Here is a 12,848-nt window from a genome sequence, read left to right on the forward strand (position 1 = left end):
AATATTAACCTAATAGTTGTTTGCTTAGGCGATCAAGCTTACCGCTAATCGTTCCGTCGTAAATACGGTTACCGATTTGAAGTTTGATGCCGCCAAGAATATTGCTATCCGTAACATTAGTGATGCGTAAATGTTTTTTGCCGATTTTTGCAGCAAAAGATGAAGACACAGCTTCCATTTCGTTTTCAGTTAATGGACGTACTGTATAGACTGTAGCGTCTGCCACTGAATTTTCTTCATTCGCAAGTTCTATAAACTCTTGTGCCATGGCAGGTACTTCATCTGTACGATGACGTTCTACCATTAACAGTACAGTGTTTAGAATGGAAGGAGAAATGCTTGTAAAAGCATTGATAAGTACAGTACGCTTAGCATCTTTAGTCATTTTAGGATGAGCTAAAAAGCTTAATAGCTCATTATCGTTTGTAAAAACTTCATTCACTACGCGAAGTTCAGCTTCAAGTTGGTTAATGAGATTTTGCTCTTTCGCAATTTGGAAAAGGGCAACGGCATAACGTTTTGCTACTGTTATATCGCTCATTTACCTTCTCCTGCCTCTTGAATGTATTCATTAATCAATTGCTCTTGATCAGCTTCAGATAGTTCTTTTTCAATTACTTTAGAAGCAATAAGAACGGATAAAGATGCCACTTGCTCGCGTAATGCATTGATGGCTTTTTCTTTTTCCTGTACGATTTCACGCTTCGCTGATTCTTTCACACGATCAGCCTCAAGACGTGCTTGTTTCACGATATCTTCACGCTGCGCTTCACCTTGAAGTTTTGCATTTTCGATAAGTTGTCCAGCTTCAGTGCGAGATTGCTTAACGATCTCACGTTGTTCTTCTAAATATTTAAGTGCTTCTTGTCTGCTAGCTTCAGCTGCTTGAATTTCATTTGCAACGTGTTCTTCACGTTGAGTCATGATGCCCATTAGAGGACCCCATGCAAATTTCTTCAGCAACGCTAACAAAATAATAAACATAACTAATTGGAAAATCATATCTCCGCCATTGAAGCCGGCAGTTGATGACCCAAGTACAAAGCTGCTTGTTAACACGCTTGGTTCACTCCCTTCACGAGTTTCACTTCTTAAGCGTTCATTTATAAATGAACTTTTAGAAAACTGTGCTCTTAAAATGTATTAAAACAGGATTGTGGACATAAAGGAAAGGCGAAGGTTCACATGGAACGAACTTCGCCATTTTTGAACTTTTTAAAGGTTCTATTAACTACCGTATACCATGAATGCGATAACTACTGCGATGATAGGCATCGCCTCAACTAAACCTACCCCGATGAACATTGTAGTTTGAAGCATACCGCGAGCTTCTGGTTGACGAGCGATACCTTCTACTGTTCTTGAAACGATAAGACCATTACCAATACCAGCACCTAGTGCTGCTAAACCAATTGCGATTGCTGCTGCAAGAAGACCTACTGAACCTGTCATTATAAATATCCTCCTTAAAATTGTATCAAAATTTTATTATTTCAGTTCAAAATGAACTTATAATTAATGGTCGTCACTGACTTTATGAGACAGATAAACCATTGTTAACGTAACAAAGATAAATGCTTGGATACTGCCGACGAAAATACTATAGCCTTGCCATACTAAAGTAGGAACGATCGCTCCGACAAAACCTAGAGCTCCACTCATAGCTAAAGAACCAGCTAATAGACTTAATAAAACCTCACCAGCATAAATATTACCATACAGACGCAGACCAAGTGTCAAGGAATTGGTAAATTCCTCTACGAAAGTCATTGGGTTTTTATAAGCTTTGAAATAACCCTTCGCGCCTTTCATTTTTATAGCATAATAATGCGTTAAACCTAGGACCATGACTGCAAGAGTCAATGTGATAACTGGGTCGGCTGTTGGTGATTTCCACCAAAGGACACCATCGTAACTAATTGCAAATGGAAGACCGAGCATATTGGACACAAAAATGTACATCAGCAAAGTCATACCAAGCAGTTGAAACTGACCACCTGTTCTCCAGTCCATGTTACTATTGATAATACCCTTAACGAAATCCATAATCCATTCCATGAAATTCTGCATGCCAGTTGGCTTCATCGCAAGTTTGCGTGTGCTAATTACTGCAAGGATAAATACAACCAGGCTTGCTATCGTTATCATTAGGACATTACTTAAGTTAAAGGTTAGACCCATAAATTCATGTAAGGGTGCTTCATGATTCAACTATATTCACCTCTCTTCCCCGCTATCGACGTATTAATTGGATGAAAAAATCTATAAAAATGACAATATAAGCTGTCATTAATCCCCATACAACACTAATCAGATGAAAATGCTCCGGATATTCCAATGCAACGAGTACCGCAAAACCTGCGGATGCCATTCGTGTCAATGTACCAAGAGATTTGACTTTTTTGCCCTCATCAAGCGCTCGACTGAATTTCTTGATTTTTTGATTGATCAGCCATAAATTATATAAACTCAAAATCGTACCCAGTATAAGCCCCGCAAACACGGCTTGGTAACTCGTAAGTCCCCATCCAACAACATAAACCGCCAGAAGATAAACTATATATTTACTCTGCCTGTTGAACATGATTTTTATTTCTGGCATTTTACATTTAATCTCCTGAGAAATATTTTCGTACTGAATGGAGCATTGCTTGTAAACTAACTGACGCAAGTTCACAAAGAAGGCCAATTATTATAATTGCAGCGGTTCGAATCATAGTTCGTCCATTCATTTCCCTTAGAAGGTGAAATGGATTGACAAAAGATCCGACTAGTTGAGAAAGAATCGCTGACATCAAAACAACAGCCCCTGCCATAAAGGAAGGCAATTCTTTTGATGCAAAGTTGCATCCTCGCGGTTGAATTTGGTGGAGGATAGAAAAAAAATTCATGCTGTAAAATTCTGCATGTCGGGCATTTGAAAACCCTCTCATTTTACATCCTTAGTTAGCATACAATAGGCTAGAATCAATGTCAATGTGTCGTTAGTGAAATTTGTCACAGGTTTGTAAATATTACTGAATTGTTCACAGAATATCTTTTTTTGACTATTGACATCAGTTTTATTTTACACATCTGTCATGTTCACTCAATAAGTAACGTCTTTTCTATCCGATCTTCCCTTCCTCCCCTCCTCGCAAAGATAATCGCTTTATACACTCCATTGGGTGGTAAATCCTTTTTGAAAATGGTTTTTTTCGTCATACCGGATGAAGCTGGTCTGGACCAATCCATGAACCCCGCAAATCTCAGACTATCTGCCTCATAGAGTGCAATCCCGAATTCCTCTGCTCCACGAGGGAGATACATTTCATAACGGTACGTGCTGGCTTGATCTCCTTTTCCGAATTCAAATCCCATCACCCTTGGGTAATCGGGCTCTTCTTTTACATATAAATAAGGGAGCGATATTTTCTTATTACCTTCCATTATGAAGAGATAGCCATCATACACACCCTTACTAAGTTTCTCTGGACTTACTTGAAGCCCCAATTGCACTTCCTTCTTTTCCCCAGGGTTTAAAGTAAGGGATTGTGGCAAATCCCAATTCAGCCCTTTTTCTTGTAAAGGAACGATCATCGTGTACCGTTTTTTATTCTTTCCTGTATTTTCAAGAATCAATGCTTGTTGGTGCTCCTCGATACCATCCCTTTTAGTGTACATTCCAAATGATAAGGAACTCGGGTATAAGAGTGTATCCGCTTTTATCGCTTCATCAATTTGGATTCGCCCTGCCCCTTGCTCATAGGTATGATACAAATGCTGAACGGATTTACTTAATGGCTTGGACGTGCTCATCAATGCAGACTTCACTTGTTCGGGTGTCCAGTTCGGGTGCTTTTGCAAGATAAGTGCACATGCTCCGGCTACATGCGGAGCGGACATGCTCGTTCCCGCTAGAGCCATGTACCCTTTTGGAATTGTGCTCGTGATTTCCACTCCTGGGGCAAGCACATCTGGCTTAATATCCCATGACACCGTCACAGGACCTCTTGAGCTAAAATCAGCCAGCCTATCTTGTTCCTTCTTGTTTACAAAGTGAACTTTTCCATGTGCTTGACCTTCCAATTCCTTTTTAAGGCGTAACCCATCTTTTCTTTTAATAGAAGCAACTGGTATTCTCATCTCTTTCTCTAGGCTACCGGTGAACATACCATTTGTATTATTAAAGATGATGACGCCCTTGGCCCCAGCCTTCTCAGCATTGGTCGCTTTTTCTTGAAAAGTGAGTACTCCGCGCTCCATTAAAACAATCTTATCCTTCACCCTCTTTAGGTCACTTTCCTCCCCAATACCTCCATACATGATATCTTCCGAAAAGGTCAGATTCCATTTTTTTGACCCTTGCAACAAGGTTAAATCTGATTGATAGTGGTTTGAACCAAGCCCGTATTCCATAACAGGCACTTTCAAAGGAGGAGTCGAGGCCCCGACGGATATCGCTTTCTCCGCCGTTCCGGGTGATCCGACCGTCCATACGGCCGGACCTGAATTACCATTGGATGTGACAGCAACAATTCCTGATTCCACCGCCTTATTTAGTGCAAGTGAAATCGGTAAATCAGGTCCGTTGATGTCATTCCCAAGAGAAAGATTCAAAACATCGACTTTATCCTTGATGGCCGACTCGACGGCCGCCAAAACTTGCTCAGTATCTCCTGCCCCGCCAGGTCCTAATGCACGGTAAGCATAGATTTCAGCTTCCGGGGCCACTCCCCTCATCTTGCCATTTGCGGCAATGATGCCAGCCACATGAGTTCCATGAATCGTGTTCATTTCCCCCTGATTCATTGTCTCCATCGGGTCAGAATCGTCATCCACTAAGTCCTTTCCGCCTCTGTACGCATGCTGTAAATCCGGATGGGTATAATCCATTCCCGTATCGATAATACCGACCTTCACTCCTTTTCCAGTTATGCGACGATGTTTCTGATCGAAGAAGCTCCTTACCCGATCGCCGCCAATATATGGGACACTTTCATCAAGCGCCGGATGATATTTCGACACTTCCGAAACAGCTTGAATATGATCTTCCTTCCAAAGCCGCTTAACCTCCTCCCTGTTCCCTTGTACGGAAAATCCGTCAAGGGCGACCGTAAAAACATTGCGCAGATTCAATGATGGATATTTAGAAAGTACCTTTATAATCTCCCTATTGCTTAGCGGTCGATCCGTCGTGACAACAGCCCTAACTTTTTGGGATTCAGCCGTTTTGGGTAGTGGGGGCAGTATGACAGACGCCACTCCCCTTTCAATCGGAAGGGGGAATGTGGATAAAAAAATAAATATAAATATACCTATAATGATTGCTCTCATTTTAATGCACCCTCCTTCCCCATTATCTTCTTCTCAACGATTGAGGAGTATACAATAAAAAAAGGAAAAGCCCTTGGATATTGGCTTTTCCTTTTTTATTATTCAAATCTTGTTGGTGGTTCACTTATTTGCTTGAAATAGTATCGGACCGCTTCAGCAATCCGGGCTGATGCGTTTCCGTCACCATATGGATTTGAGGCCTTTGACATTCTTTCGTGCTCTTCGGGATCGTTCAGCAATTCATGCGCCATTTGTACAATTGTCCGCTCGTCCGTTCCTGCCAGCTTCAAGGTACCCGCGTTGATTCCTTCAGGACGTTCAGTCGTATCCCGCAATACAAGGACAGGGACCCCTAGTGAAGGGGCCTCTTCTTGAATCCCCCCGGAATCCGTCAAAATCAAATACGCTCTGGAAGCAAAGTTATGAAAATCCAAAACATCCAGCGGTTCAATTAAATGGACACGGGGATGATCGCCGAGAATCTCATTGGCAAGTTCTTGTACAGCAGGATTCAAGTGTACTGGATAAACCACTTGAACATCTTCATGGTCCGCCACGATTCTTTTAACGGCCCTGAAGATATTGCGCATCGGTTCTCCTAGATTTTCCCTACGATGAGCCGTCAGTAAAACAAGCCTGTCTTTGCCCAACCCAGTTAAAACCGGATGGGAATACGTGGAGCGAACCGTCGTTTTCAAAGCATCCGTTGCCGTATTACCGGTCACGAAGATATTGCCTCTCTTGTTTTCATTCAACAAGTTCTCTTCCGCTTTGGCAGTCGGTGCGAAATGAAGGTCAGCCATCGTGCCCGTTAATTGGCGGTTCATCTCTTCAGGGTAAGGGGAATATTTATTCCACGTACGCAACCCCGCTTCCACATGTCCAATGACGATTTGATTATAAAAGGCGGCTAAGCTCGCAACAAAAGTTGTGGTGGTATCACCGTGTACCAGAACAATATCGGGTTTGGCTTCTTTCATTACGGAATCAAGCCCACTTAAAGCCCTGGTTGTAATATCCGCTAACGTTTGCCTTTCCTTCATTATATTCAAGTCATAATCGGGAACGATGGAAAACAAGTCCAAAACTTGATCTAGCATTTGTCGATGCTGTGCCGTTACAGCAACTATAGGTTCGAAAAATTCTGGGTGCTTTTGAAATTCGAGTACTAAGGGAGCCATTTTGACAGCTTCCGGCCTCGTTCCGAAAATCGTCATGACCTTGATCGGTTGTTTCATTCGTGACACCTCAGTTTCTTTCTATTTTGTGCCGAATAAACGATCTCCTGCGTCACCTAGACCTGGAACGATATATCCGTGTTCATCCAACTTCTCATCAAGTCCTGCAATGTAAATATCAACATCCGGATGTGCTTCTTTTAATGCTTCCACTCCCTCTGGAGCCGCAATGAGACACATGAACTTGATATTGATTGCCCCACGGTTCTTAATCGAATTGATCGCTTCAATAGCAGAACCGCCCGTAGCTAACATTGGGTCAACAACAATACATTCTCTTTCAGCCAAATCGCTTGGCATTTTCACATAGTATTCAACAGGCTTTAATGTTTCAGGGTCACGGTACAGACCCACATGTCCTACTTTTGCAGCTGGGATCAACTTAATGATTCCGTCAACCATCCCTATTCCCGCACGTAGGATCGGAACGATGCCCACTTTCTTACCAGCAAGCATTTTCACCTTCGCCTTGCTTACAGGTGTTTGGATTTCAACTTCTTCAAGTTGCATGTCTCTAGTGATTTCAAATGCCATCAATGATGCCACTTCATCCACTAGTTCACGGAATTCCTTTGTTCCTGTATTTATATCGCGTATATAAGCTAATTTGTGTTGAATTAACGGGTGGTCAAAAACAAAAACTTTTCCCATTTTTCATCTCTCCCATTCCAGTGCCTGATTTTGTTTATATTTCATACTTGCCATAGTCATCTAAAGTCTTTTTATGCCCTTTAAATTTCACTTCTACTCATTTTACAGAAAAAAGATTCAATCTTCAATAAGCCTTTAGATGTCAGACCTATTTTTAGTATTTAGATTTTTCGGAACACGATGACTTATATATCTTTTTTCCATCACGTGCACTACGTAAAAAAACCACTTCCCCAGAAAGGAAGCGGCTCTACATATTAGAATGAAGGATACAAATCGAATTTACTTGTCAAAGCTTCAACGCGTTGTTTCGCTTCTTCAAGTTTCGCTTCATCTTCATTATTTTTCAAAACAAGACCAATGAGTGACGCAATTTCATCCATGTCTTCTAACCCGAAGCCACGAGAAGTCACGGCCGCCGTTCCGATACGGATACCACTTGTAACGAATGGTTTTTCCGGATCATAAGGAATTGCGTTTTTATTGACGGTGATTCCGATTTCATCCAATGCTTTTTCTGCAATCTTTCCTGTAAGTCCTGTTGAACGAACATCAAGTAAGATTAAATGATTATCCGTACCGTCAGATACAAGCGTGAATCCTTCTTTCTTAAGACCTTCACCCAAGCGTTTAGCATTATCGATGATTTGTTGAGCATATCCTTTAAAATCATCTTGAAGCGCTTCACCGAATGCCACTGCCTTAGCCGCAATAACATGCATTAACGGGCCGCCTTGAATACCAGGGAAGATAGATTTATCGATTTTCTTGCCGAACTCTTCTTTACAAATAATCATTCCGCCACGTGGTCCGCGAAGTGTTTTATGGGTTGTTGTCGTTACGAAATCAGCATATGGAACTGGGCTTGGATGCAAACCTGCAGCCACTAAACCGGCGATATGTGCCATGTCCACCATTAAATATGCTCCAACTTCATCGGCAATTTCACGGAAGCGTTTAAAGTCAATTTCACGTGGATATGCGCTAGCACCCGCTACGATCAATTTCGGTTTATGCTGACGGGCTTTTTCCAATACATCATTATAATCGATACGGTGATCTTTTTCGTCCACACCATATTCAACGAAGTTATAGTTCACTCCACTGAAGTTAACAGGACTGCCGTGCGTTAAGTGGCCACCATGGGAAAGGTTCATCCCAAGCACTGTGTCACCTGTTTGAAGAACAGTAAAGTAAACGGCCATATTCGCTTGGGCACCAGAGTGAGGTTGTACATTTACATACTCGCCACCAAATATTTCCTTTGCGCGATCGCGTGCCAAGTCTTCTACGATGTCGACATATTCACATCCACCATAGTAACGTTTTCCAGGATACCCTTCAGCATATTTATTCGTTAGAACAGATCCTTGAGCCTCCATGACAGCTTCACTAACGAAGTTCTCAGATGCAATAAGCTCAATCTTGCTTCTTTGTCGCCCTAATTCCAGTTGGATTGCGTTAAATACTTGTTCATCTTGTTTTGCCAAACGATTCATTCCGTAACTCCTCCTCAAATTGTGCGGGATTATTCGCTTTTTCCATTATGTACAACATGCCCTCAAAAGGACATGAAAAAGCCTCAGCTATAATTGTTTGAAAATTCTACTCTATTTTAACATGTCTATTTTAGAAGTGGTAGTTTATTTTTATCGAATATTCCTTCTATAATATTAAAATATTGTTCGTATTTTATAGAGTTTTCCCGAAAAAACCCTTAGTATCCTTAGATTTAATCAGCAAAAAAACATTTTCCATACAATCAATTTGCGATTATTTAAGATTGTTCCTCTGTTATTTGAAAACAGCATCCCCTCATTAAAGGAATGCTGTTCGCCTTTTTAATTATCATGTACAACTCTTATTTACAGAAGCAGCTTGATAAACGGCCCGTTCCCCACCAATTAGTTTAGGACGGGTTCTAGCCATTGTCACATGGGCATGGCCTATTTCCTTAATGGATGTTCTAACTGGAACAGCTACATGTTTCAAATGCATGCCGATAAACGTATCGCCAATATCAATCCCTGCATCCGCCTTGATGTGCTCGACAACTACAGCATCATCCCATTGCTGATAAGCGTGGGTGGCCATTGACCCTCCAGCTGTGCGTACGGGTACAACCGCAACTTCTTCATAGCCTCGTGAATCCGCCGACTCCCTTGGGAGGACGAGCGCCCTATTCAAGTGTTCACAACACTGATAGGCAACCTGCACTCCGGTTTCTTCTTGAAATTCCTTCACTACAGAAAAAAGCATGCCCGCCACATCAACCGATCCTTCGGTACCAATCCGTTTCCCAGCCACTTCACTTGTAGAGCAACCAATTACAAGTAGCTGGCGCTTCCCTAAAGCGGCGGTTTCCTGGAACTCCTGTAACAGTTTTTGAAACTGGTTTTTCCATATCTCAAGCTCTTCTGATAATAAAGCATCACTTGTCATGAAAAACGCATCCTTTCATTGTGGATACCTCGCATTAGCATTACGGATGATGAATGACTTAGTTACTTTTGTCCTCATACTCTGCAATCTTGCCAATCCGATTTTGGTGACGACCGCCCTCAAATTCATAAGTCAACCATGTTTGGGCTATCTCCCTTGCAAGACCAGGCCCAATGACACGTTCCCCCATCGCTAACACATTGCTGTCATTATGCTGACGGGTTAATTTTGCACTATACACATCATGAACCAGCGCACAACGTATCCCTTTGACTTTATTGGCAGCAATGCTCATTCCGATGCCTGTACCACAGATTAGGATGCCTCGATCAAATTCGCCTTTCGCCACTTTTTCAGCAACCGGCAGGGCAAAGTCGGGATAATCCACGGATGTACTGCATTCACAGCCGAAATCCTCATATGGAATATTCAACTCATTCATCAAGTTCTTTATTTCTTCACGGATTTGAATTCCTCCATGGTCTGAAGCAATTGCAACTTTCATAATAAAGTCCTCCTAGATGTTCTCATTTATTTTTATTGTGTCACAAAGTTATGAAAAGATAAAGGGAAGCAGGTCCCCTCTATACAAAAGCAGGAAATCAGCGACTGATTTCCTGCAAGGAAGCGGTTTACGTATGAAAACGGGTGATGGTCTGCTTAAGTTTGTCGGCTTGATCCTTAAGTTCCATGGCCAACTTATCTACATTTTCCATAACGGAAGCCTGTTCATGGGTTGCAGCCGTGACTTCTTCTGCACCAGCGGATGTCTCTTCAGCAATGGCAGCGACTTCCTGTGACTGCCTGGATGTTTCCTCCACACTTTCCATCTGACGATCAACAAGCTCGGTAATATCCTTGACCGCTACGACAACGTTATGTACCGTTTTTGTCATGCCTTCGATCGCTATGTCTGTATCGGTCCCTTTTTGCGCTTCTTTATTCGCCGATACCACCTGCTCACTGATTTGTTTGACGACCGCCTGAACTTCAACTTGAATGTTTTGGATAAGACTTGAAATGCCCTGAACAGCTTTCGCGCTCTCATCCGCCAAGAGACGGACTTCCTCCGCTACAACGGCAAATCCTTTACCGTGTTCTCCGGCTCGGGCTGCTTCAATCGAGGCATTCAAGGCCAAAAGGTTGGTCTGAGCTGCGATATCACCGACGAGTTCAATGATTTGTTCTACCTTTTTCGCATTTTCCTCCAAGCGCTTCACCGTTTTGAGTGACTCTTGGTTTTCTTGAGCCAATTGTTTAATACCGGAAACCAAAGAATTGACGACTTCCTTACTCTGAAACAGTTCTTCCGCCATTTCACTTGACAGTCCAACCGATGCCTTCGCCTTGCTTTGAACCTGCTGCGCAATCATGATGACATCATCGATGGATTCAGCCGTATTCATGATGGAGACTGCCGAGTTGTCGGCACCTTTGGATATTTCTTCAATGGTCCTTGCGATGTTCTCAGCCTGGTCCGAAGCTCTCGAAGACTCTTGGGAGATATGAATGACTTTATTATTGGTCTCTTGAAAGTTCTCTTCAATGCTCTGTACCATTTCCCGGAGGTTAAACAGCATCAAGTTAAAAGCCATGCCGAGTGAACGTATCTCATCATCCGCCTTCGATAGGACCACTTCTTCGTTAATGCTTCCTTGTGCTGCACTTAGAGCAACTTTTTCTAACCTTTGTAGTGGTTTAGTAATGACACCGGCTGCAAAAAAGGCGAGAAGGCCCGACCACATTATGCCTAGTAACAACGTAGCAATGCTAAAACTTATCGAACTGATATTTTCAAAAAACATTGGGTGTACAACGAAAATGAAAAATGCCGAGGTTGAATACGTGATTAAAGCAAGGACTGTAATGAAGACAACCAATTTCTTTCGTAAACCAAACTTATAATGTGCTCTTTCTGCCATTCTCTTTCCCCCTGTAGACTTACTCTTTGAGCCTTTTAACCAATTCTACAATTAAACCATGAAGCTCCTTGAACGTTTCCCGATACAGGTTTTCCGAACCGCCAAACGGATCTAGTATGTCTTTATCATATTTATCGTCCTGAATGAATTCTTTTAAAGTGAAAGTTTTGTGATCTATGGTTGGGAATGTATTCAGAATGACCGATTTATGTCCTTCCGTCATCGTAAAAATATGTGTGGCCCAGTCTAAATCCTGCTGGGATAATAGTGTGGAGCGATGGTGATTCCACATATCATTTTCGTCCAATACTCTTTTGGCATATTCTGATGCGTCCTGACCAGGTGTAGCATATACGCCTGCGGACCTCACTTCGATGCCCGATATGTTCTTACTTTTTAAAATTGCTTCTGCCATGGGGCTCCTGCACGTGTTACCGGTGCATACAAACAATACTCGGATCATATGTAACGCCTCCTTTTTTATTCATTATAAGGCATAGATCCAATTTGAATAGTCCGTCTAAAAGCCTACTCTTAATTAAAATAACATAAAAAACATCGATAATTTTAATAAAATAAGGCGATTTTATAAACCTTTTTACCTAGTCCTGATAAAAATAAAAACCGCTCCGGCATTCGGAACAGTTTGATGATGAAAAGATAGGATATGAATATGTCTAAAAAGAGAATAATAGCTTTAAGCCGAATGCACATAGAATACTTCCACCAAGGATCTCACTGTATACTCCCAAGAGTCCCTGCATCTTTCTCCCAAGCAGAAGTCCCGCCCACGTTAAAAGAGTGGCGGCAAGGCCAAAGCATAAAATGGTCACGAGCGTTTTCGCCCCATAGATTCCGAGAGTCAAACCCACTGAAAAACTATCCAGGCTCACCCCAAGCGCAAATATGAGCAACCCTTTTCCCACCGGGGCAAGTAGTTTTTGATCTCTGCTCCCTGATTCATTCACCTTCCCGGGTAGGAACATCTGGATGCCAAGAAAAATCAACAAGAGGCCGCCCGCATATGTAGCAAAAGTTCCGAATTTATCAGAGATAAAACGCCCCGCCCCCATTCCAAGCAACGGCATCCATACATGAAAAAAACCGACTGTCAGCCCGATGAAGAAAATCTGCCTCAGCCTTAGCTTGAACATGCCCATTCCCAATCCCACAGAAAAGGCGTCCATGCCTAACGCAAAAGCCATGATCAATAAGGTGATGATTTCCCCAGAAACCGTATTCATTCCAACCCCCCTCGGACGTGCCTACTACATGTTAT

General features: G+C 42.3%; 14 protein-coding genes. All 14 read right to left on the minus strand.

All coding sequences use genetic code 11. The features are described 5' to 3' along the window. Positions 1-4 precede the first annotated feature (4 nt). Positions 5-541: a F0F1 ATP synthase subunit delta gene (locus tag ACIQXR_RS05645; RefSeq protein WP_402954879.1), complete on the minus strand. Its 537-nt coding sequence runs from the start codon at positions 539-541 to the stop codon at positions 5-7. After that, the gene (atpF, locus tag ACIQXR_RS05650) at positions 538-1,059 is read right to left on the minus strand and encodes a F0F1 ATP synthase subunit B (RefSeq protein ID WP_402870335.1); all 522 of its coding nucleotides are present in this window, start codon (positions 1,057-1,059) and stop codon (positions 538-540) included. The genes ACIQXR_RS05645 and atpF overlap by 4 nt, the downstream gene beginning before the upstream one ends. Before the next feature lie 168 nt (positions 1,060-1,227). Then, entirely contained in the window at positions 1,228-1,452 is a 225-nt protein-coding gene (gene atpE / locus ACIQXR_RS05655; RefSeq protein ID WP_402870332.1) for a F0F1 ATP synthase subunit C, read from the minus strand. Between the two features lie 63 nt (positions 1,453-1,515). Beyond that, positions 1,516-2,211: a F0F1 ATP synthase subunit A gene (atpB, locus tag ACIQXR_RS05660; RefSeq protein ID WP_402870331.1), complete on the minus strand. Its 696-nt coding sequence runs from the start codon at positions 2,209-2,211 to the stop codon at positions 1,516-1,518. 22 nt (positions 2,212-2,233) lie between these two features. Then, entirely contained in the window at positions 2,234-2,602 is a 369-nt protein-coding gene (locus tag ACIQXR_RS05665) for an ATP synthase subunit I (protein ID WP_402870330.1), read from the minus strand. A 482-nt stretch (positions 2,603-3,084) separates the two neighbouring features. Beyond that, the gene (locus tag ACIQXR_RS05670; RefSeq protein WP_402870328.1) at positions 3,085-5,316 is read right to left on the minus strand and encodes a S8 family serine peptidase; all 2,232 of its coding nucleotides are present in this window, start codon (positions 5,314-5,316) and stop codon (positions 3,085-3,087) included. Between the two features lie 98 nt (positions 5,317-5,414). After that, on the minus strand, positions 5,415-6,554 hold the full coding sequence (gene wecB, locus ACIQXR_RS05675) for a non-hydrolyzing UDP-N-acetylglucosamine 2-epimerase (RefSeq protein WP_402870325.1): 1,140 nt from the start codon (positions 6,552-6,554) through the stop codon (positions 5,415-5,417). A gap of 21 nt (positions 6,555-6,575) precedes the next feature. Then, on the minus strand, positions 6,576-7,205 hold the full coding sequence (upp, locus tag ACIQXR_RS05680) for a uracil phosphoribosyltransferase (RefSeq protein WP_402870323.1): 630 nt from the start codon (positions 7,203-7,205) through the stop codon (positions 6,576-6,578). Between the two features lie 257 nt (positions 7,206-7,462). Beyond that, a complete protein-coding gene (locus tag ACIQXR_RS05685) occupies positions 7,463-8,704 on the minus strand; it encodes a serine hydroxymethyltransferase (RefSeq protein WP_402870321.1) in 1,242 nt (413 codons plus the stop codon). Between the two features lie 349 nt (positions 8,705-9,053). Beyond that, positions 9,054-9,647 (minus strand): TIGR01440 family protein, encoded by a 594-nt coding sequence (locus ACIQXR_RS05690; protein WP_402870318.1) that lies wholly within the window; start codon positions 9,645-9,647, stop codon positions 9,054-9,056. Positions 9,648-9,705: 58 nt separating this feature from the next. Then, positions 9,706-10,152: a ribose 5-phosphate isomerase B gene (rpiB, locus tag ACIQXR_RS05695; protein ID WP_402870315.1), complete on the minus strand. Its 447-nt coding sequence runs from the start codon at positions 10,150-10,152 to the stop codon at positions 9,706-9,708. Between the two features lie 127 nt (positions 10,153-10,279). Then, on the minus strand, positions 10,280-11,569 hold the full coding sequence (locus tag ACIQXR_RS05700) for a methyl-accepting chemotaxis protein (protein ID WP_402870312.1): 1,290 nt from the start codon (positions 11,567-11,569) through the stop codon (positions 10,280-10,282). Positions 11,570-11,588: 19 nt separating this feature from the next. Further along, on the minus strand, positions 11,589-12,032 hold the full coding sequence (locus ACIQXR_RS05705; RefSeq protein WP_402870310.1) for a low molecular weight protein arginine phosphatase: 444 nt from the start codon (positions 12,030-12,032) through the stop codon (positions 11,589-11,591). 214 nt (positions 12,033-12,246) lie between these two features. Then, positions 12,247-12,813, minus strand: a complete 567-nt coding sequence (locus tag ACIQXR_RS05710) for a manganese efflux pump MntP (RefSeq protein WP_402870307.1) — start codon at positions 12,811-12,813, stop codon at positions 12,247-12,249. Positions 12,814-12,848 lie beyond the last annotated feature (35 nt).

Source organism: Peribacillus sp. NPDC097224, from assembly GCF_044761985.1.
Classification (GTDB): domain Bacteria; phylum Bacillota; class Bacilli; order Bacillales; family DSM-1321; genus Peribacillus.